This is a genomic window from Serratia sp. CoH_122_TC_1 (genome assembly GCF_058191755.1).
The window spans coordinates 1-19,371 of record NZ_JBXWLA010000021.1 but is presented as its reverse complement, the minus strand read 5'-3'; the positions used below and the strand labels follow the sequence as shown (position 1 = coordinate 19,371).

Below are 19,371 nucleotides of genomic sequence, written 5' to 3'. Positions count from 1 at the left end.
ATAATTTTCGATATCCAAACTGCCCCATACTTACGGACCGCCAGCCACTGCAGTCCCAACTGGCCAGTTAGCAGTTGCTGAAGATCAGGCGGTACCACCTTGAATTAGGGTTAACAGGACCGCCCACTGATTGAGCCGCAACTGCGGCTTTTTTCTTCCCTTCGTTTAATTTAGCCCCTCAAAAAGCTAAACGAAAATCTTTAGCTAAAAAAAGGTTTGAATCACAAATAACCATTGTGTAATCTAGCCTTGACAAGGAAAAAGAGTAATAAAAAACTAAACAAAAGGAGTGTCTTTAATGGCAAAACCAGAAACAGATGCGATCAAGGCGTTAAAAGATGCAACGATGATCGGCTTTGGCAAAGTCGAAGAAGCATTAACCCAGCTAAAAGAGACGCAGTCTAAACACGCGAGGGCAACTTACCAGGGAATGACCTCATCCGGGAAATCTCGTTACGTTGCCGCTCTCGTAGCTGAAGTCGGATCACAAGCCGAGGTTAGTCGCATGCTGAACCTTACCCCAGGCCGAATCAATCAGCTCGTAAAGTCTGAAAAAAACCGTAAAAATGGTAAGTGAGGGGGGGCAATCCCCCTTTTTTAACTATTGCAGGCAGAGTGAGTTTTGTTCCACCGAGCTTCAGCCCCAAAACAGTCTTGGCGTGGGATAATTTCCTAATTCCAAGCGGACCACATCATAAACCATCCGGAAATGCCCTGACATCCGTGCGCCAGCGAGCCATTCCATTCCATTGCTCCTTATGTTCGCCAGCGGCCAGCTCCAGCGTCCGACGAAATGCTTTCACGCATTTCCGGACTTCTGTCTTCATGCCTTCGCCTTCCCGCCGGTCAACTCTTGACGCGCCAGGGCCAGCAGTTCGCCCTGCAAGGTCCGGTTTTCCTCTCTTGCGGCCTTCAGCTCCGCCTTCGTTTCCAGCAACTGCGCCGCCTGGTGTTCGTCGGTGGCGGTCAGTCGCGCCACTTGCTCGCGTAGCGGCAGCGCTTCGGCCCGCAGCTCACGGACCTCTGCCAGCAGACGGTCCCGCTCGGTGACCACTTCCCGCAGCACCGCCAGCTCGCTCTCCAGCGTCGCCACCTGCGCCAGGGCGGTGTCGCGCTCCAGGTCGGCCTGCTCAATATCGGCGTCGGCCTGCTCGCGGGCCGCCAGCGCCCCGGTTTCCGCCTGTTTAACGGCCGCCTGCCACAGCAGGGTCAACTGACCGGTCAGCAGCTGCGCCAGCTCAGCCGGCAGCGCCGACACCTGGTCGTTCTCCTGCGCCCGCTGCCGGGCGCGGAACGCGCGCATCACCGGGGAAATGGTGGCCAGCGAGCCGCCGCCGAGGTGGTCGCGTACCTGGACGTTGGTCGGGTTCGGGGTGCCGGCTGCGATGAGGGCCGCCGCGGCGTCCTCAATGCGACGGACCATGTCGGGGGAAGGCAGTTTGCTCATGGAGTGTCTCCGTGGGTGCGTTATATGCACAGTGTATCCTGTGTCTGAAAAATATACAATACAGCCAATACAACCAATACAGTACGATACGGTTAATACATACAGTACGCACAATATAGTCAGTGTCTCTCTTTTTCCAGTCAGATCCGAAAAACGGCATAAGCGGATCTGCACTTTTTCTTTTATGAACGGTTGTATCCCTGTATCCCTGTATCCCTGTATCCCTGTATCCCTGTATCCCTGTATCCCTGTATCCCGTAATTTTTCTGTACCTCTGTGCATTACAAGCCATTGTTTAACATTCTCAATCGTTTATGCTTTGAGGGTCTGTCAGCACAGCGACAGATACATCGTCCTGCCGGGCATTCTGCCCGGGGGACAAAACATCAAAACGATGGAGATTAAGCCTATGGCTTATGTAAATCCTTACCAGAAAGGCGGTGATCAATATGAGTTTAAAATCAGGGGTAAACCTAAACGACGAAGTTAATCAGACTGTTGAAACTTCTGTAAATGCAGACATGAATGAACAGGACGTGGCAGCTCTCGATAAAATCGGGAAGTTACAGGACGAACAGCTCCAGCGGTACGGAATGACCGTGCCATCAGGAACTGAAGTGTTCCGGCTTCAGCTCGGTAGTCACGGCGGAAGCAGTGTCTTTTTCAATCGTAATGGCGAGGATTGCCGTTACAGTCTTAATGATGGTGAGAATGGCTCCATGTACGTGGCCCAAACTCCTGACACGGCAATGAAGGAAGTGTTTCAGCATAAAAAAGGGCTCAGGGAATCGGATCTCGATAATTACATGATGGGCACCGTAGCTATTGAGAAAGATATCAGGGTCCTTCAGGTCAGTAAGCTGATTAAAGGCAGTGATTTAAGGTTGAATGATGTGACAACGGCAACACGTGCAGTTACTCATCATCTGGCTGAAAAGGTTCATTCAGCAGGGTTTGACGGAATGGAGTTTCCGTCAAATGTCACCGGTGACCCATGCCTTGTTCTATGGCATGACGATCCAGCCGGAACCGGGCTGGCGACAACCCGGAGCCAGACAAGTCTCAGTCAGTTTGAATATCAGGGTAAGGAAGCGGCGGATATTCTTGTTTATGAACTGGGAATTCCTGTTGAGGAATAACTGATAAAGGGGGGGCAAGCACCCCCTTTCATTAAACTGCGTTCTGTGTGCCGTAATTGCGAGCCAGCCGGCGTAATTCATTCATCACTTTTTCATCCGGATTGCCTTTCAGAACGTCGGCGACGGTAAACGTACGTCCTGCAGGTTTCAGGCCATCCAGGACAGTATTTCTCTGTTCCATAAAGAAAGAATATTTCATTCTGTCACTGAAGCTGCTCAGCATAGGCAGCAGTTCGGCCACACCCCGGAGCACACCTTTATCCGAGGTCTCTTCCTCATCAGTGAACTGAAACACCGGGTAATAAAACTCACCGTCAATATCAAGGGCAAGTAACTGATCGGTATCTTTCCAGGTTTTAACAGTGGGTTTACTCTTGCCCACCATTTCTGCAGCTTTAGCTGAGTTGTAAACCCCGCCGTCATTCTCCAGCGTCTGAAGGAAAAGGGCCTTACTGTGTAAACGTCGCTGCTGACGTTTTTTTTCCGGCGTCAGGCTGTTAACCGCACGATTTTCAAGAAACTTCAGGATGGTATCCATGGTAAAAATCGCGTCGGTCTTCCCCATGCTCTCAGGATCAATCGGTGTTTTCCCTGACCGGACTTCCTCTGCCAGATCCTGAAAAAAATTCTGAAGACGCTCTGCAGCAATGCTGTTGCCCATAAAATTATGCATAGTGGAGGAACGATCATTACCGTTTCGTTTTTGGGTTGGTGTGTTCATAAAACCTCCTTTTCGATTTCATGCCTTACATATTACGATAAATCGTTAAGTTGTGCAAGTTTTGTTCTTGCTCCGCTTTTATAGTTTTTAGCTATTAATCTATGTGCTTTTTTTGTTTTTACTTATCACATCATTTTCAGATCCGAGTTCTGGTGTCCCGGATCTTTCCTTTCTGTCCGGTTGTCGCTCCCGCTAAAAACACATCATGTGGTATCTTCGGTGATGCTAGAGCCCACGCATGTTGTGTTTACCCCTTCTCCCCTGACCTACCGCGCAGGGGCGAAAAAGGGCGCTTTGCGCCTTTCGGCGCCGTGGTACACTTCCGGAAAATCGTTAAATGCAAAAAAATCGGATCATGCCGGGACGGGTATCCGGTAATTGCGCTATGTGGTTATATTCCAGTTAACGATAACTGACGTGATCTTTTCTATAGCTAATAACTATTATTCGTATTATCAATATAGTGATGATAAGGACAGAAATTATATGGAGTTTCCTGAACTGTTGGGCATGGTCTGGGATGAAAGGGATGACAATGTCCTGTGGTTCTACCGGACGAGCCAGCCTACCGATGATGACGCTGTGTCTATGACCTTACTGTTGTTGTTGGACGACGCCGGAGAGGAAGTGGCCCGGCGCCTTTACGCCCCGGGCAGTAATGGATGGAAAATGACCGACTATCCCCGAGATCCTCCTCTGTTCCCCCTGCCGACAAGTGCGATGGCACTTGATCTCTCGGATGAAGAACTGGTGTGTTGGCATATGTCGTTACTGGATAGTGAGTTCGAGTGTCCGGATCTTCGTCCTGCTTGGCTCAATTAGAGACTGTGAGCCTTATGCCGGGCGCATAGCCTGTCGGGTTATGTTAAGGGGCAATTGTTGCCGTTTGAGCCAGGCCGTTATATGGCAACCAGGGCTGACGGGATTTATCATTTATAGAGTCATACAGAGAGGGACTGGCGTTATGGGAAGCATGAAAGACCTGATGCTGGATATTGAAGCGGAACGATTTGATGAATGGCTTGCGGAAAATTACCCGGATGTTGTCCCCGACTCTGAAGAATGGGAGCATGCCGCGAACCTGTACTACTGGGAGCAGGAGGCGCTTGCCGATCAGGCTCAGTGGGATCATGAACACGGGCTGTTTGTGGCTTCCCTGAACAATGTTCATCAGCGTTACCTGCACGCAAATCAGGAGCTGAAGAAGTTATATGCCCTGCTCGATAAAGAGCAGCCTGAACTGGTGTACAGGATGTCGTTCGTCCATGCCGTGACGGTGATGGAGGCGTACCTGATGTACTGCGCCAGGGCCCTGCTGGAACATGACTGGCCTCTCAAACGGTTTCTTGATGAGTTCTACCTGAAATCCGCACCACGGGTAAGTAATAAAGAGAAACTCGCGGCGCGCACAATGGATATTGACCTGTTCAGGCCAGCGGCTCGGAATTATGTTTCCCGAATGACGCTTCATAATGTTAAAACCATTGAGCGCTATTTCGGGACCGTGCTGCACATCCCACCCATCTGGCCGGTTAAGCCGCTGGGCATCATCGCAGACTGGCGAAACGACCTGGTGCACCGTAACGGCGTGGATGAACAGGATGTGCCAATAACGATATCCGCGCAGCAGCTACAGAATGCCCTGCAGAGAGTCTCTGACCTTATAGAGGCTGCACACCAGTCCCTGCGCCTGGAAGTGGGCTATTTCGGAAACTTGCGTAATGAGGAAAACCGGGAAATTATAGCGTCAGCACTGAACATACCTCCAGCCGGAGAGGCCTCCTGATGACCGGGCTCGTTACCCTGGGGCAGCAGCCAGGAACTGCAGCTCAGCTGCCAGTGTCCATCGACTACCCGGCTGCGCTGGCGCTGCGCCAGATGGCACTGGTACAGGACGAACTGCCGAAGTACCTGCTGGCTCCGGAGGTGAGCGCCCTGCTCCACTATGTGCCGGATCTGCACCGCAAGATGTTGCTGGCTACGCTGTGGAATACCGGCGCCCGGATTAACGAAGCGCTGGCGCTGACAAGGGGGGATTTTTCGCTGGCACCGCCCTACCCGTTCGCGCAGTTGGCCACGCTCAAGCAGCGGGCAGAGAAGGCCGCGCGAACCGCAGGCCGGCTCCCGGCCGGCAGCTCGGCACACCGCCTGGTGCCGCTGTCTGATCCGCAGTACGTCGCGCAATTGCAGACCATGGTGGCCACGCTGAAAATTCCACTGGAGCGACGCAACAAGCAAAACGGTAAAATGGAGAAGGCGCGTATCTGGGAAATCACCGACCGGACGGTGCGGACTTGGCTGTACGAAGCAGTAGAAGCAGCTGCCGCCGACGGCGTGACGTTCTCCGTACCTGTGACACCACACACGTTCCGCCACTCTTACGCCATGCACATGCTGTATGCGGGTATTCCTCTCAAGGTGCTGCAAAGCCTGATGGGCCATAAGTCAGTGAGTTCGACGGAGGTGTACACGAAGGTGTTTGCGCTCGACGTGGCTGCACGGCATCGTGTTCAGTTTCAGATGCCGGAACTTGACGCCATTGCCATGCTGAAGAGGAACCTAATCTTGTAGGCTATCTTTAATCCCTCACTGGTGCCAGGCACGCTGATGCTAGGCTGAATACCAGGGTGTATTGAAGTGCTTTCATTTTTAATGATACATATTATGTACACTTTTTGTATCTAAATGGGATTTTTTTGGGTATATATTGGTGTTTGTGCTATTTTGTACTTATTGGGTATTTATTATGTACATTTTATGGATGTTTAAGATATGAAAAAGGCATTAAATCCATACACTGGAATGATAGTTGCTGTTGGGATTAAAAAGGGTGGTACAGGGAAGTCGATGATTGCTCTGAATATTGCGCCTGAGATTAACCCTGATGTGTTTTACGATACGGATGACACTTCATCTATTTCTACATTCAATTCTTTCAGGCCAGAGGGCAAGCGTTGGAACGTCATTCGTCTTACAGATGATATGGAAGGCGTTACCAACCGATTCATTACTGAGCTAGTAGCAGCAAAAGAGCAGGGTAAAACCGTTCTTGTTGATTGTGGCGGCTTTGACTCAGCGCTGACACGTGCTGCTGTTGGTGCGGCAGATCTGATTATCTCCCCATTTATTGACGATCCTTCGGAGATTCTTGGACTGCAAAAGTTCAGTGAAGTACTGGAGCAGATCTCAAAGGATATGGGCGAGAAGAAAATAGCCCATGTTCTTTTAAACAAGGTTCATCCCCAGCGTACCAATTTTACAGATGTTGATACATTCATAAGCCAGTTCGATAACCTTGTTCGCTTTGATACGGCTATTCCTACAGACAAGACTCTTCCGGCTAGATTTGGTGAAGGGATGGGGATTGTTGAACTGGTTGCGACTCGCCATGGCCGAGCTGGAAATGCAATGCGATCACTGTTCCTTGATATGAGAACAGCTATCGAAAAAGTATGATTTAAGCATGTTTTCGATACTAAAAATGTACATATTTTGTATTTAAAAGGTTTATTATGTCTACTACCAAAAAAAACCTATTCAACCGCCTTACTGAGGCGTCAAAGAACGCTCCCTTGCAAGAAAGCGCAGGCGGTGATGTGAAGAAACGCATTCTTCAGGAACAGGAGACTCCAGTACCTGCGGTAAAGAAAACGAAGGTTGGCAGAAAGCCTAAGAATTTGCAGATACCGGAAGACCTGTGGGAGGCATACGATTGGCTTAAAGAAAACAATACAACCAGCCTGCTTATGACTCCTTACATCCTGGAAGCTTTCCGGGAAAAACTGGCAAAAGACGGGGCCTTTGATAAAAATAAATAAAATACCTTATTGATACACTAAAAATACTTTTTATGTACATATTAGGTATTCTTTTTGTATTAATTAAGTACGGCATTCGGTATATCCTTCCAGCGTGTAGTGTAAGCCGGTGACAACATCTCTCGTTTCATTTGCCATTCTGGGGCGATCCCTCGCCCCGCAAACCAAACTTTTCCCAACCCCGAATGGTTGATGCTGTCGAGTACTTTCATCAGCTCATCGCTTCGCGGAGAGGGCTGCACGTCGTCAAACAGGTTCAACTGTGAGACACCCGTTGGTGTAAAATCATTGAGCATGATTCCAGCTTTGGCATAGCGATATCCATCCTGCCAGATGCGCTCCAGACATTTCATAGCAGCGGCGATGATATCCCTGGTATCACGCATTGGCGTTGCCAGCTTCTCACTGGCCATGTTGCTGTAATATGGTTCGTTGACGGCAAAGGGCGACGTTTTTATAAACACCGCAATATGCTTGCAGTATTGGTGCTCTTCGCGCAGCTTCTCAGCAGCGCGTTCTGCATACTGGCAAATAGCCTGGTGCATGGCCACTTGTGTGGTGACCCTTTCGCTAAAAGAACGGCTGCAGACAATCTGCTGCTTCGCCGGAGGCGCTTCTTCCAGGCTGATGCAACTTTCTCCATTCAACTCTCGGACCGTTCGTTCCAGCACGACATTGAAGTTCTTTCGGATGAATGTTGGGTTCGCCTGTGCTAGTTGCAGGGCCGTTGTGATCCCCATAGTGGCCAGCCTCTTCGAAATGCGGCGGCCGACGCCCCAGACCTCCTCGACAGGTTGCAGTGAAAGCAGTTTTTCAGTTCGTCTACGGTTGCCGGGAGTCAGCGCAAGCACGCCTCCAAACTGGGCCCATTCCTTTGAAGCCCACTGTGCTGATTTTGCTAGCGTTTTTGTTGGACCCATTCCTACGCCGATCGTTAAACCTGTACCATTCTGGACGTGACCACGCAACTGCCTGCCAAAATCCTCAAAATTCATGCAGTTGTCGATACCTCGGATATCAAGGAACATTTCATCAATACTGTACTGCTCGACACGTGCTGCCAGCTCCTCGATATGAGCCATGACTCTGTTAGACATACTCGCATATAGTTCATAATTACTTGAAAAAACATAAATTTTTCCAGATATACAGGTTTTTTTTAGCTGGAACCATGGTACCCCCATTTTGATACCGAGCTGTTTTGCTTCCTTCGAACGGGCAATCACGCAGCCATCGTTATTGCTGAGTACGATCACTGGCTTATCCCTCAGGTCCGGACGGAACACTTTCTCACAGCTGGCGTAGAAGCTGTTGACGTCGGCGAGAGCAAACATTAGTTGCAACTCCGTGTTTTATGGACGAAGGCCGTAACCACTCCAAATATCTGCAACTGCTCCGGGTCAGGATACAGGGTGGGATATGCAGGGTTCATAGCTTGGAGGGCTGGGTGGGGGGTAAGCAGCAGGCGCTTCACAGTGAATTCGCCCTCCAGTTCGGCGATCACTATATCCCCATGCTGCGCTCGTTCGGCTTTATCAACAATAAGCAGATCACCACTGTGAAGCCCAATATCGGACATAGATTCGCCGATGGCCCTGACGAAGTACGTTGAACTGCGCCGCTGAATACAGTAATCGTTCAAATCAAGCTCGCTTTCCATGTAGTCCTGGGCCGGTGATGGAAACCCACAGGGAACTCTGTCAGTGAATAGCGGTAATGCGAGCATATCCGGTTCCTCTGCTGCTTTTATAAACTGTATTGATGTCATTTTGCTCACCTATTCACTGTATTTATATACAGTCATTATTTTGGGGATTTTTAGATAAAGCAAGATGTAGCAGCAGTGTTTATTTCAATACTCTGTTTCAACGAGAAAAATAGTGAGGTTCAGAGGACTATTGCAAGCGCTGTCTGTGCGCTTTTAGTTCTCAAATTATTCTCAAATTGTTCTCATTTTCGCTTGATTAACACCTTCAATGCAGTACAATTCATATTGTTCTCAATTTATTCTCAAATTATTCTCGTGACGACAAAGGTGGGTACAATGAAAGTCTTTATTGATGATGGTTCAACCAATATCAAATTGCAGTGGGATGAGAAGGGCGTGACTAAACAGTCCATCAGCCCTAACAGTTTTAAGCGTGAATGGGCTGTTGCGTTTGGTGCCCAGCAGGCGTTTAACTATATCCTCAATGGAGAGCATTATTCCTTTGATGCCATCAGCCCTGACGCAGTTGTAACGACGAATGTGGCCTGGCAATACAGTGACGTGAATGTCATTGCTGTTCACCATGCCTTGCTTACTTCCGGCATTTCTCCTCAGGAAGTAGACATTATCGTTACTCTGCCCCTGGCTGAGTATTACGATAAAAACAACCAGCCAAACGAAGCCAATATTAAGCGTAAGGTGGATAACCTTTTACGTCCGGTCGAGCTGAATGGCGGCAGTACATTTACTATCCGCCAAGTCGATGTGATGCCTGAATCTATCCCGGCCGGCTTTGAGGTGGTGAAGAATCTCGATGAGCTGGACTCTTTACTGATTATTGATCTGGGGGGAACAACGCTGGATATTTCTCAGGTTATGGGAAAAATGCGTGGAATTTCCCGTATTTTTGGTGATTCCTCACTGGGGGTATCGCTGATTACCGGAGCCGTGAAGGATGCTCTCTCGCTGGCTAGAACTAAGGGGAGCAGTTATCTTGCAGACGACATTATCATTCACCGCAACGACGTTGAGTATTTGGCGTCCCGCATCAATGACACCTCCCGCATAGCTCTTGTCCGGGAAGCCATAGAAGGTGCACATACCAAACTGGTGAATCGCGTGATTGATGCAGTAAGCCGCTTTGAGGGATACTCTCATGTGATGGTCATCGGAGGTGGTGCGGAACTCATTTCAGATGCCGTCAGAAAACACTGTGCGGTCAGGGAAGGGCGTTTCTACAAAACCAGCTCGTCTCAGTTCGACCTTGTTAACGGCATGTACCTCATCGGATAATCAATATGGATACGCGACGCAAAATAACGTTTTACCTGAATCCTGAAACCAATGAAGCGGACCGTTTTGTCTGCCAGAAAACAGACGAAACCCCTCAGGGAGACAGGGGACGTTTGTGGCGTGCGGCGTTGCTGACCGGTTTTGCTTTTGGCAAGCAGGATGAACGGCTACCATATTTATTCAGCGAATTGCTGAATAACAACACCTCGTTTGATGATCTGCTTCAGTTACTGAAAACAGTTTATCCGCGAGAAACGGAAGCGCTGTTGCAGGGACAGGGCAGGGGAGCGACGGTCTTACCAGCCGTACCTGCACCCGATCCCGTTTCTTCGGATGAAGAAACCCGGGCCAATGCCCGGGGGTTATTCGGGACCTCGAATAATGGATAAGGTTAGGGATCATGGCCGGGAAGTCCGTCAGTTTTTGAAGGCTGCTCGTGAACTGCAGGCCCTGGGGCTGATAGAGGATGTCGAAAATAAGACGTTGGCAGCCCTTCAGGGTGAGCTTGTCAACCGTTCTTCTCTTGGTGCGGGTTTTAAGCAGAACTATCCAAGACATGGTGCGCGCTGGGAAGAAGACGAAAAAGAAAAACTGGTCGCACTGGCTCAAGCTGGCATGCTCGATGTCGATGCTTTTGCTCAGGAATACCAGCGTCGTCCAGAATCAGTTATTACTTACATGGTGCGTCTTGGTTTGTTGGATAAAACCCACGATCCGCGCTGACACTGCCAGACTATGAATTGGCGGCGAATCTGTCCGCCCCCCTTATTGAGTCAACCTTCACTCCATCGTCAGCAGTTACTCCCTCCCTCCGCTTAACAGTCGCACCGTGCCGGAAAAATTCAAGCCGCCGGCTGCTGTGCCCGTTCGCATTCCTTCCCCCTGGTCAGTCATTTGCGCTGCGGCCTTGCGTCCGGAGCTGGATTTTTTCCCTGCTCATCAGTTGAGTGCTGTTAGCCCGTGGTGTGGTTTCATCAAAAAGGATGTCGCTGCGCTCAGTTTTCCTCGCCGCCTGACGGCGGAAAATAATTCACCTGAATCTTCATCACCACCTGTTAAATCACACCTGCAGCCCGATGACATATTGGCAGCCCCCGCTGATGGCGTGGCGGCGGGCTGTGCCCGTCCTTCAAGCCGCTTTCGCGGCATATCCTCGCCGGCGATACGGCCCCCGACTCGGTATTCCACGGTCGGCCTGACACGCGGCGGTGCCTGCCTGCCATGACATCGGGCAGCAGGGAACGGTGGCCGTACCGGCCTCCTCCTGCACCCCTCGAATGGCGAGGTATTCCTTATGTCCCGATATATCCTGGGTGATTCCGTGCAGGTGATGGCCGACTTTCCGTCAAACAGCATTGACTTTGTGCTGACCGATCCCCCTTATCTGGTCGGCTATACCGACCGCAGCGGTCGCAGCATTGCCAACGACAAAAATGATGAATGGGTGCGGCCGGCGTTCCGTGAAATGTTCCGGGTGCTCAAGCCTGACAGTCTGGCGGTGAGTTTCTACGGCTGGAACCGGGTAGACACCTTTATGGCCGCCTGGAAACAGGCCGGGTTCCGCGTCGTCGGGCATATGGTGTTTACCAAACCCTACGCCTCCAAATCGGCCTTTGTCGGCTACCAGCATGAGTGTGCCTACATTTTGGCGAAAGGGCGCCCGGCATTGCCGGCGCAACCGCGCTCTGATGTGCAGCCCTGGGAATACACCGGCAATCGTCACCACCCGACTGAAAAGCCGGTTTCCATTCTGCAACCGTTGATTGAGTCGTTCACTCAGCCCAGCGCGATTGTCCTCGATCCCTTTGCTGGCTCAGGTTCGACTTGTGTCGCCGCCGATCAGGCCGGGCGGCGCTATATCGGCATCGAGCTTTTGGCGCAGTACCACACCATCGGTCAGCAGCGGTTGCATCGCCTGCGCGCCCAGTACGCAGCATAATAAAGGGAAATCAACGATGAACTACACCGGGAATGAAGACCTGCGCGCCGCAATTGCGGCACTGTCCAACGACATGTGTGAGATGCACCTGCGGCTGCGCGAGCTGGTCAGCGTGTATTTCTGGAACAGCGAGGTGTTGGCTGAATGCCTGGCCGGTCAGATCCTGCGGGACGCGCACGATCGTTACGTCGAAATCTATCAGGCTATCAACGAACTGGATCACCATTTCAAAGATTGAACCGCAGGCATTATGCAGCCGGGCAGGGAAACCTGCCCGGGTTGCCTCGCTGTAAGCCTGCGGACGCCAGGGCGCATCGAACGCCCCGCGTCCGTAGAACCGCCACGCGGCACTTGCCGGCGATGCCGGCGCCGCAAAGGACGCTGGCTGGGCCTGCCTACACCTCTCTAAATCTTTTCCCTTTGCGGCCCCGGCGTAGTGACGGCCTGTGCCGTACCCAAACGCTAGTCCGGCACGGTCGGGCTGCAAGGGTACGCTTCGCCGCCTCCTCACCCGTTCGCACCCGTTACGGCGCATTCAGCCCGCAACGGGCTTGCGCTGCGGCTTGCGGTGGCGCCCCTGCCTCCCTCCCTCGGGGCCGGCCTTTCGAATGGGTACGGCACCGGCCGGTGTCGCGAACCCTGAAACTCTGGAGGTAGTCCCATGCAACATGCTCATTCCGTCACGCTGCAAGTCTGTGAATCCGATCGTCTGTCGTTTCTGCCGGATCTGTTTGGCGAGGATTTTTTGCCCGCTGAAATGCAGGTGTATTCCCTCGCCGATCGCTATCTGCCGCAGTACACCGGCGGGTTTTGGCACTTCATCCGTTTACCGGAGGGGGGCGGCTATATGGCACCTGACAGCGATCGTGTGCACCTGATCAACGCTGATAACTGGTTTGACAAGACCCTCAGCGGTGACGCCGCCGGTATCGTGTTGACGGCACTGGCCATCAATCGCCGCTGTTGGTTGCATCACGATCGGGGCAATGCCGGACTGGTGAAGTTGCTTATGCAGCGGGAAGAGCAGCTTTGGCGCTATATCGAGACGCACCCGGAACGCGCCGACATCTGCCGCGCGCTGGACTGACAGGGATTTGAATACGGGCGGCTATGCCGCCCCTCATTAAAGAAGGAGGGTGAATTATGTTTGGCAGCGTGAAAGACGTGTGTGCGGAATTATTCCGTGAGTATGGCAGCGACGAACCTATTACCGTGCTGATATGGGACGCACACGCCGTGCGTTACTTTGCACAGGAGTGGAACCCTAACGACGGCGATGTGCTGGCAATACTGGAAACCATTGGCTGCTCTGATATTGAAGACTATCAGCGGTACGGTATCAATCAACAATACATTCAGGATGCAATAACGAAAATCGCCGATAGTCGCAGCCGGACTCGACAGGTCGAGGTGAGCGCCAGCGCACTGGAAACCGTGTTGGAACTGGCCGCGATTACTATAGATATAGACGACCCGGAAAGTTGGGATGAAGACACATCCAGGGGACAATGTGCTATCGAGGCGTTGCGGGCCGCGTTACATCCCTAGGTTATCACCACAAAGGGCCGTCAGAGCGGCGGCCTGCTTGCCCTGTGTACTTTGGCCGCGCGGAAAAACCTTGCCAGCCGCCTTCGGCGTCAGGCTACCGAAGGTGGCGGCTGCGCCGCCCTCTTTCGCTGCTGTGCGTGGGGCTGTTTAGGTGGATTGGGCATGACGGTTTATCGTCCTGGTCGAGTGATGCTTCCTGTTTCTGCATTTTTGGTTATGGGGCTTTGTACTGAGTGGATACCGGTATCGGGCGTCCGGGCGGGCTGTCGTGCTGCGCATGGCGCCGGCACACCGTCGCCCCCCTGCGGGCTTCCATCCCATGACGCAACGACACGCTTGCAGCGGCCACAGGCCGCGCCGCTCAGGGAAAACCGCGTAGCCGGTCGTTCCGTCCACGCTTTAAGGCCGCCCCAACGTTCGCTGTCGCGCCCGTTGTGTCGGGTTGATCCCTATTCAATCGGCCGGGTTGCATTAGCCGCAGTCAGTCTTCCCGCCGCAACTGATAACAGCACAACGCCTCGCTGAAACGGCAAGGGGTATATGAACTCCGTCAAAAACTTTTCCCTCCCTCCGGTCTTAAAAACTTTTTGTCTCCGCCCCTTGCCGCCGCTCCTCGCCGTGCTGGATCAGTTTTATTGCGACGGCGAATACTCACAGCGGCATCAGTTTTCAACCCACGGAGGATTTCAACATGGCTCAACAAAACGTCAACGACGCGACAACGAAGCCTACAGCAGCATCAGCACAGACCAACTGCGATCTGACCGTACCACAAGTGTATGACCTGTTTTGTTTCGTGAAGGCGGTTTGTGGCCGTTCGACTGGCACCAGTGAGCCTCCGGTTGTTCCGGCAGGGGCGGTGGAGGTTTACGCGGATTTTGGGGATTTCGACACCATCGCGGTCTGGATCGTCAACGGCTGGCCGGTTGCGGCCAGTGATCAGATGACCCTGACCCACTGGAGCCTGAATTTCAGGCGATAAAAAAGCAGCGTTTCCGCTGCTTTCTCACCGTCAGTCCTGACGCCATCGGGACTGGCACAACAGCAATAACATTGAAGGAGCTATCACATGTCAACTATCGAGTCTAAAGCACCAGCCACGGCCAAAGCAACCCGCACGGCCAAATCCGCGACGAAGAAAAGCGTCGTTGCGGAAAATATCGAAGCGGCACTGGCAAAAGCCGTGCGCAAAACGGCCACGCTCGGCCAGTTGGAACTGGACGGCCTGAACGTGCGCAAGAAAAAAACCTCACAGGCATCGATCGAAGGACTGGCCGCCAGTATCCGCTCGGTCGGGTTGTTGCAGAACCTGATTGTCTTCGAGATGGAGGACGGTCAGTTTGGCGTAGCCGCCGGTGAGCGGCGCACGCTGGCGTTGCGGTGGTTGATGGGGCGTGAAGACGACGCCGACAAGACTACGCCGGACGGCATCGTCAATGCGGGTTACGCGGTTGATGTACTGATCGTCAGCAAGGAGATGGCGCGCATCATTTCCCTGACGGAAAACAGCCAGCGCGAGCAGATGCACCCGGCTGATCAGGTCTTCGCTTTCCGTGAAATGTCGGCAGAAGGGCGTGCTCCTGCACAGATTGGCGGCCTGCTGGGCTTCAGCACCAAGCACGTTCAAAAATGCCTGAGGCTGGCGACGATGGCACCGGCACTGCTCGATGCGCTGGCCGACGACAAAATCACACTCGACCAGCTGCAAGCGCTGTCGGCAACCGAAGATCATCAACGTCAATGTGACGTGTGGATCAACGCGCACGGCTGGGCGGCCGCGCCGCAGCACCTGCGCGAGGCCGTGCTGACAGACGAAGTCTCGGCCAAAGACAACAGCCAACTGGCGTTCGTCGGGCGCGAAGCCTACGAGTCGGCTGGCGGCACCTTCAAATTCGATCTGTTTACCGACGAAGGTTTTTTGACCGAACCGGCGTTGCTGGAGCGTCTTACCCGCGAAAAACTGCACGCACTGGCGCAGCAGGTTGCCGAGTCCGAGGGTTGGAGCTGGGCGGAAGGCCGCATTTCGGCCATTAAAACGTGGGGTGAAGATGCTGAGCTGTACCGTGAGATGGCTGAACCGCTGCCGGAATTCACAGGCGACGAACAGGCCGAGATCACCCGGTTGAAAGCGCGGTTTGCTGCGCTGGAAGCGGCATTCGAAGAAGCGGATGCCGATACTGATACTGACGTGATGATTGCCGAAAGCGACGCTGTTCAGGCCGATATTGAGCGGCTCACCGAACAGGCGACTATCCGGTCATGGCCGCAGGCGATGCGCAGTACTGGCGGGGTAATGGTGTCTCTGCGTGGCGGGGACGTGGTTTACCAGCGCGGTATCGTGTTACGTGCGAGCGAAGCGACAACCGCGCCTGCCGGAGATGACAACGGTGACGGGACAGTGACGACCACGGAAACCGCACCGAAAACCAAGGAGAAAGGGCTGTCAGCGGCGTTGATCACCTGCCTGTCGGCAGAGCGCTCGCTGGCGGTGATGGGTGCGCTGGTCGAGAACCCGACTGTCGCGCTGGCACTGCACACCCACACACTGGCCGTGAAGGTGTTCGGCTCACGCTACGCCGGTTCGCTGCTCAAAACCGACCTGACACCCAAACGCGCGGAACTGCTGACCAAAGCTCCGACAGCGGAAGGAAGCTGCGCCGATCGCCAACTGGGCGAGCTGCACGCGCAGTGGGAGGCCAAATTGCCGCCGGAGTGGAATACCGATTTCACATGGTTGCTGACGTGGGAACAGGCCGACGTCGTGGCGCTGCTGGCGTACTGCGTCGGCCAGTCTCTCGATGCCATCCAGTTGTGGCCTGCGAGGGATGGCAAAGTTGGCGGTGAACTGACGGCACTCGAGCATGCGCTGGATTTCAATCTGCGCGAGTGGTGGCAACCGACCAAGGCCAATTACTTTGGCCGTATCAGTAAAGAGCTCATGAGCGATGCGCTGGTTGATGCCGGAAAAGTGGCGCAGGCGGCCTCGGTGCTCAAGATGAAGAAGGGCGACGCCGCGCAGCTGGCCGAGGACGAACTGAGCGCCAGCGGCTGGGTGCCTGATTGCCTGCTGCCCGCTAGCGATGAAGCTGATGCTGCTGACGATATTGCCCATCCTGATAACGTTGCTGCCTGACCGGAGGTGCCGCCCTTTGGGCGGCAATAACATCATGAAAAAATTGAACCTTGAGCAGTTGATGAGCATGAGTCCGCTCGATCTGGAGCAGTACCGTGAGCAGGGTATGGAGTACCGAGTGATGCTCAATTGTGCCGTACTGAGTCAGTTGACGGTGCCGGAAGGCTGGCGGGTCAATGCGGAAGAAGGCTGTGAATTTTGCGGGCGGGTGCCGGTCGTGTGTCGTATAAGCCCGGCAGGCGATGAGGCCACGGCGGTGTATCTGTGCAGCGCGGGAGCCGATGTTCCGGGTTGGTCGATGATACTTCCCTTTGACGATGGTCAGTCTCAGGCGTGGTTGTACCTGGATGATACCTATACACCGGCGATCGTTAATCGCGTACTGACGACTGTTGCCGTGTATTACCGGCAGGGGTTCTGGCGACCGGAGAAACTGGCAGTTGCACTGCGGATGGGAGGACATTGCCTGTGATCCCGAACCATATGGCTCTGGTGCCGTGGCACCCCTACCGGCAGGCGGTATGGTTTGCCATTGCTCAGGTTGAGGCCCGTCGCGAGACGGGCAGACGGCAGGCTGTCTATGCCTATGCCAACGCCTTTTTTCGTCAACTGACCGGACGCTCCACTATTTCAGCCAAGGACATGCGTATGATCGACATTACCTACCGCCCCGGCGATCGCCATCGGACTTCCTGTTTGGAAGACTATGTCGATGCGTTGAATACATTGATTGCCAGCCGGGGCGAGCAGTGTTATTCCCCGCTGCCCGGTGATACGCGAGATACGCTGTTCCCCGAGGTCAGCCGCCGCCGTCGGCAGCGTTTTGAGCACAAACTGGCGATGAAACAGACCCGGCAACAACGGCTAGAAAAACAGGTGAAGTGGCATAAGCGACGCCGCTATCAGGTCAGGCTGGCACAGGCGGAGATTGAGCTGGCGTTTGTGGCCCCGGGCGATCACGAGGATTGGTTAAAACGCTGGCAACAGCAGGGGATCGAAGAGTTTGACCTGAGTAACATGGTCTTTGCGTGGACGACGCGTTTCCCCTGTCTGGCCGAGCTGGATCGCTACCATTGGGCTGCGATGCCGTTTTGGGAGGCGCGGTTACAGGTAGGTCAGATCAGCGCCGTGTTGCCAGGGGCGGCCCGATCGGATAACCGTGCGCGTATTCCCAATCGCTTGGTGTGCCGATAAAACCGAACGTCAAGCTGCGGTGGCTTCGCCACTGCGGCTATGACGTCGCCATGCCTGATATGTATTAGCTCAGATTTGATCAGACAGTTTTCACTGGCACTACACAATCAAATCTGACAGTCTGCTTTGAGCGAACAGCTGACGTATGTATTTATGAAAACAACAAAGCTTAAATCTCTGGATTAAGTAAAGAACTTTAATTCCGATCTACACGTGTTGTTCACTGGACATTTATTCCGAATGTGCCGGAACGTCCACGCAGTACCGCGCGATTTGCGTAGGGCGGGAGCACTCTGTACGGCGGGGATGGGCGCGAAGGTACCAGAGTGGTGCGCCGGTCAGCGGGGCACCAGATGTAGATTATCCACAGAAGCGGGGATAAGGGCGGGATAACTGGACAGAATTACTTGAACGTCAAAATGGAAGGTCAAAAAGACCAAGATCTGGAGATAGGTTGCCGATATACTGTTTTTGAACATCCAATTCGCAAAAGGTGCTTGATATGACGAGAGTAAAACTTCGAAACGAACCAGAAAAAACGGGTAACTACAATATCGACACCTGCCGGTATATCTATCGTGTATTAATGGAATCGGGGATTTCACCTGTTTATGATTATGCTCGTGATTTAATCGCAGTATCAAAATACTCTCATCCAGATGAAATATCCGACCCTGTCGATGCTAATCACATGACTCAGATTTTTCGTCTTATAGCTGAATCCCACAACATAGAAAACTAAGCCTCACCCCTTTGATAAAGCCATGAAAGATTTTTTTTGGTGGGCGATGGGCAGAATTACCTGTGTGTCCAATGAAGAAAGGAATTAAGATAATAGGGTTCCGGTGCTTGGATCAAGCTCGAATGCAGACACCGGAGGACCAGTGACGACACCCGAAAAATTTATCGCAACATGCCCCAGCAGGAACTAATCAGATTGAATAAAATTTTAGTGGTATGTATCTCGACAGCACTATTAGTAAGCTGCAATAAATCCGATGAACAAACGATCTCTGAGGCTAAAAAAGCCGTGCAGACCAAAGTGGAGAATGATTATGGCAGGAATATGTGCGCTTCAGCAAAAATTCTGGCTCGCGTAAGCAGTGAAAGTGATGTTTTAGAAAACTGCGATAGAGACTTTAAACCTTCTGCTGGACTGACATTTTCCAATGTTAGGGTTTATCATCATAAAGATAGCGCCGCTGTATGCGGTATTGTCTCTGGCCGAACAGATATAAGTCGTATCGGGGCTAGATTTGTTTATTATGTCGAAAGTGGTAATACCTATGTATTTATGCAGACGTCAAAATACCGCTCCACCCCTGCCAGTAAAAAATCAGTAAACCTCGTGAGAGAAATGGTAAACGCTGACATTGCCGAAAGATGTCAATAGATATGCAGATGTAGCTACGTGAATAAAACAAAGTCTCT

General features: G+C 52.6%; 24 protein-coding genes. 20 read left to right on the top strand and 4 right to left on the bottom strand.

Going from position 1 to position 19,371, the window contains the following annotated elements; genetic code table 11:
• Positions 1-298 precede the first annotated feature (298 nt).
• On the top strand, positions 299-577 hold the full coding sequence (locus AC2FC2_RS22775) for a hypothetical protein (protein ID WP_128865618.1): 279 nt from the start codon (positions 299-301) through the stop codon (positions 575-577).
• A gap of 246 nt (positions 578-823) precedes the next feature.
• Here AC2FC2_RS22775 and AC2FC2_RS22770 read toward each other — a convergent pair whose 3' ends face one another.
• Positions 824-1,447 (bottom strand): DNA-binding protein, encoded by a 624-nt coding sequence (locus AC2FC2_RS22770; protein ID WP_129942245.1) that lies wholly within the window; start codon positions 1,445-1,447, stop codon positions 824-826.
• Between the two features lie 449 nt (positions 1,448-1,896).
• Here AC2FC2_RS22770 and AC2FC2_RS22765 point away from each other — a divergent pair, with 449 nt between their 5' ends.
• Positions 1,897-2,586 carry an RES family NAD+ phosphorylase gene (locus AC2FC2_RS22765; RefSeq protein ID WP_128865556.1) on the top strand — a complete coding sequence of 230 codons (690 nt, stop codon included), beginning with the start codon at positions 1,897-1,899 and terminating at the stop codon, positions 2,584-2,586.
• Positions 2,587-2,617: 31 nt separating this feature from the next.
• Here AC2FC2_RS22765 and AC2FC2_RS22760 read toward each other — a convergent pair whose 3' ends face one another.
• Positions 2,618-3,307: a hypothetical protein gene (locus AC2FC2_RS22760; RefSeq protein ID WP_128865557.1), complete on the bottom strand. Its 690-nt coding sequence runs from the start codon at positions 3,305-3,307 to the stop codon at positions 2,618-2,620.
• A 582-nt stretch (positions 3,308-3,889) separates the two neighbouring features.
• Here AC2FC2_RS22760 and AC2FC2_RS22755 point away from each other — a divergent pair.
• From AC2FC2_RS22755 to AC2FC2_RS22735, 5 genes are all read left to right on the top strand, one after another.
• A complete protein-coding gene (locus AC2FC2_RS22755) occupies positions 3,890-4,129 on the top strand; it encodes a hypothetical protein (RefSeq protein ID WP_490659947.1) in 240 nt (79 codons plus the stop codon).
• Between the two features lie 142 nt (positions 4,130-4,271).
• The gene (locus AC2FC2_RS22750; protein WP_129942247.1) at positions 4,272-5,093 is read left to right on the top strand and encodes a hypothetical protein; all 822 of its coding nucleotides are present in this window, start codon (positions 4,272-4,274) and stop codon (positions 5,091-5,093) included.
• On the top strand, positions 5,093-5,878 hold the full coding sequence (locus tag AC2FC2_RS22745) for a site-specific integrase (protein WP_219016820.1): 786 nt from the start codon (positions 5,093-5,095) through the stop codon (positions 5,876-5,878). The genes AC2FC2_RS22750 and AC2FC2_RS22745 overlap by 1 nt, the downstream gene beginning before the upstream one ends.
• 201 nt (positions 5,879-6,079) lie before the next feature.
• Positions 6,080-6,763 carry a ParA family protein gene (locus AC2FC2_RS22740; protein WP_129942248.1) on the top strand — a complete coding sequence of 228 codons (684 nt, stop codon included), beginning with the start codon at positions 6,080-6,082 and terminating at the stop codon, positions 6,761-6,763.
• 56 nt (positions 6,764-6,819) lie between these two features.
• Entirely contained in the window at positions 6,820-7,125 is a 306-nt protein-coding gene (locus AC2FC2_RS22735) for a molecular chaperone (protein ID WP_129942249.1), read from the top strand.
• Between the two features lie 59 nt (positions 7,126-7,184).
• Here the strand turns inward: AC2FC2_RS22735 and AC2FC2_RS22730 are convergent, their stop codons facing one another.
• Positions 7,185-8,459 carry a Y-family DNA polymerase gene (locus AC2FC2_RS22730; RefSeq protein WP_129942250.1) on the bottom strand — a complete coding sequence of 425 codons (1,275 nt, stop codon included), beginning with the start codon at positions 8,457-8,459 and terminating at the stop codon, positions 7,185-7,187.
• Entirely contained in the window at positions 8,459-8,884 is a 426-nt protein-coding gene (gene umuD / locus AC2FC2_RS22725; RefSeq protein WP_207213227.1) for a translesion error-prone DNA polymerase V autoproteolytic subunit, read from the bottom strand. Before umuD ends, AC2FC2_RS22730 begins: the two co-directional genes overlap by 1 nt.
• 285 nt (positions 8,885-9,169) lie before the next feature.
• Between umuD and AC2FC2_RS22720 the strand changes: the two genes are divergently transcribed.
• From AC2FC2_RS22720 to AC2FC2_RS22660, 13 genes are all read left to right on the top strand, one after another.
• On the top strand, positions 9,170-10,126 hold the full coding sequence (locus AC2FC2_RS22720; protein ID WP_129942252.1) for a plasmid segregation protein ParM: 957 nt from the start codon (positions 9,170-9,172) through the stop codon (positions 10,124-10,126).
• Positions 10,127-10,131: 5 nt separating this feature from the next.
• Positions 10,132-10,515, top strand: a complete 384-nt coding sequence (locus AC2FC2_RS22715; RefSeq protein ID WP_129942253.1) for a plasmid partitioning/stability family protein — start codon at positions 10,132-10,134, stop codon at positions 10,513-10,515.
• A complete protein-coding gene (locus AC2FC2_RS22710; protein WP_129942254.1) occupies positions 10,508-10,849 on the top strand; it encodes a hypothetical protein in 342 nt (113 codons plus the stop codon). The genes AC2FC2_RS22715 and AC2FC2_RS22710 overlap by 8 nt, the downstream gene beginning before the upstream one ends.
• Positions 10,850-11,420: 571 nt before the next feature.
• On the top strand, positions 11,421-12,065 hold the full coding sequence (locus AC2FC2_RS22705) for a DNA methyltransferase (protein WP_129942255.1): 645 nt from the start codon (positions 11,421-11,423) through the stop codon (positions 12,063-12,065).
• A 16-nt stretch (positions 12,066-12,081) separates the two neighbouring features.
• Entirely contained in the window at positions 12,082-12,303 is a 222-nt protein-coding gene (locus AC2FC2_RS22700) for a YubE family protein (protein ID WP_129942256.1), read from the top strand.
• 423 nt (positions 12,304-12,726) lie between these two features.
• Positions 12,727-13,152 carry an antirestriction protein gene (locus tag AC2FC2_RS22695; RefSeq protein WP_129942257.1) on the top strand — a complete coding sequence of 142 codons (426 nt, stop codon included), beginning with the start codon at positions 12,727-12,729 and terminating at the stop codon, positions 13,150-13,152.
• Between the two features lie 56 nt (positions 13,153-13,208).
• Complete coding sequence (locus AC2FC2_RS22690) at positions 13,209-13,613, top strand: DUF1380 family protein (protein WP_129942258.1); 405 nt, start codon at positions 13,209-13,211, stop codon at positions 13,611-13,613.
• A gap of 691 nt (positions 13,614-14,304) precedes the next feature.
• Positions 14,305-14,595 carry a ribulokinase gene (locus AC2FC2_RS22685; RefSeq protein ID WP_129942259.1) on the top strand — a complete coding sequence of 97 codons (291 nt, stop codon included), beginning with the start codon at positions 14,305-14,307 and terminating at the stop codon, positions 14,593-14,595.
• An 87-nt stretch (positions 14,596-14,682) separates the two neighbouring features.
• Positions 14,683-16,746: a ParB/RepB/Spo0J family partition protein gene (locus AC2FC2_RS22680; RefSeq protein ID WP_129942260.1), complete on the top strand. Its 2,064-nt coding sequence runs from the start codon at positions 14,683-14,685 to the stop codon at positions 16,744-16,746.
• Positions 16,747-16,780: 34 nt separating this feature from the next.
• The gene (gene psiB / locus AC2FC2_RS22675; RefSeq protein ID WP_048795550.1) at positions 16,781-17,218 is read left to right on the top strand and encodes a conjugation system SOS inhibitor PsiB; all 438 of its coding nucleotides are present in this window, start codon (positions 16,781-16,783) and stop codon (positions 17,216-17,218) included.
• Positions 17,215-17,940, top strand: coding sequence for a plasmid SOS inhibition protein A (locus AC2FC2_RS22670; RefSeq protein WP_129942261.1), 726 nt, complete (start codon positions 17,215-17,217; stop codon positions 17,938-17,940). Before psiB ends, AC2FC2_RS22670 begins: the two co-directional genes overlap by 4 nt.
• 502 nt (positions 17,941-18,442) lie before the next feature.
• Entirely contained in the window at positions 18,443-18,682 is a 240-nt protein-coding gene (locus AC2FC2_RS22665; protein WP_129942262.1) for a hypothetical protein, read from the top strand.
• Positions 18,683-18,877: 195 nt separating this feature from the next.
• Positions 18,878-19,333 (top strand): hypothetical protein, encoded by a 456-nt coding sequence (locus AC2FC2_RS22660; protein WP_129942263.1) that lies wholly within the window; start codon positions 18,878-18,880, stop codon positions 19,331-19,333.
• Positions 19,334-19,371: the final 38 nt, after the last annotated feature.

Coding starts and splice junctions, on each gene's coding strand:
- AC2FC2_RS22665 (WP_129942262.1), top strand. CDS start 18,443: ATGACGAGAGTAAAACTTCGAAACGAACCAGAAAAAACGGGTAACTAC.
- AC2FC2_RS22710 (WP_129942254.1), top strand. CDS start 10,508: ATGGATAAGGTTAGGGATCATGGCCGGGAAGTCCGTCAGTTTTTGAAG.
- AC2FC2_RS22705 (WP_129942255.1), top strand. CDS start 11,421: ATGTCCCGATATATCCTGGGTGATTCCGTGCAGGTGATGGCCGACTTT.
- AC2FC2_RS22695 (WP_129942257.1), top strand. CDS start 12,727: ATGCAACATGCTCATTCCGTCACGCTGCAAGTCTGTGAATCCGATCGT.
- AC2FC2_RS22700 (WP_129942256.1), top strand. CDS start 12,082: ATGAACTACACCGGGAATGAAGACCTGCGCGCCGCAATTGCGGCACTG.
- AC2FC2_RS22735 (WP_129942249.1), top strand. CDS start 6,820: ATGTCTACTACCAAAAAAAACCTATTCAACCGCCTTACTGAGGCGTCA.
- AC2FC2_RS22690 (WP_129942258.1), top strand. CDS start 13,209: ATGTTTGGCAGCGTGAAAGACGTGTGTGCGGAATTATTCCGTGAGTAT.
- AC2FC2_RS22750 (WP_129942247.1), top strand. CDS start 4,272: ATGGGAAGCATGAAAGACCTGATGCTGGATATTGAAGCGGAACGATTT.
- AC2FC2_RS22775 (WP_128865618.1), top strand. CDS start 299: ATGGCAAAACCAGAAACAGATGCGATCAAGGCGTTAAAAGATGCAACG.
- AC2FC2_RS22730 (WP_129942250.1), bottom strand. CDS start 8,459: ATGTTTGCTCTCGCCGACGTCAACAGCTTCTACGCCAGCTGTGAGAAA.
- AC2FC2_RS22745 (WP_219016820.1), top strand. CDS start 5,093: ATGACCGGGCTCGTTACCCTGGGGCAGCAGCCAGGAACTGCAGCTCAG.
- AC2FC2_RS22760 (WP_128865557.1), bottom strand. CDS start 3,307: ATGAACACACCAACCCAAAAACGAAACGGTAATGATCGTTCCTCCACT.
- psiB (WP_048795550.1), top strand. CDS start 16,781: ATGAAAAAATTGAACCTTGAGCAGTTGATGAGCATGAGTCCGCTCGAT.
- AC2FC2_RS22680 (WP_129942260.1), top strand. CDS start 14,683: ATGTCAACTATCGAGTCTAAAGCACCAGCCACGGCCAAAGCAACCCGC.
- AC2FC2_RS22715 (WP_129942253.1), top strand. CDS start 10,132: ATGGATACGCGACGCAAAATAACGTTTTACCTGAATCCTGAAACCAAT.
- AC2FC2_RS22765 (WP_128865556.1), top strand. CDS start 1,897: ATGAGTTTAAAATCAGGGGTAAACCTAAACGACGAAGTTAATCAGACT.
- AC2FC2_RS22770 (WP_129942245.1), bottom strand. CDS start 1,447: ATGAGCAAACTGCCTTCCCCCGACATGGTCCGTCGCATTGAGGACGCC.
- AC2FC2_RS22720 (WP_129942252.1), top strand. CDS start 9,170: ATGAAAGTCTTTATTGATGATGGTTCAACCAATATCAAATTGCAGTGG.
- AC2FC2_RS22685 (WP_129942259.1), top strand. CDS start 14,305: ATGGCTCAACAAAACGTCAACGACGCGACAACGAAGCCTACAGCAGCA.
- AC2FC2_RS22740 (WP_129942248.1), top strand. CDS start 6,080: ATGAAAAAGGCATTAAATCCATACACTGGAATGATAGTTGCTGTTGGG.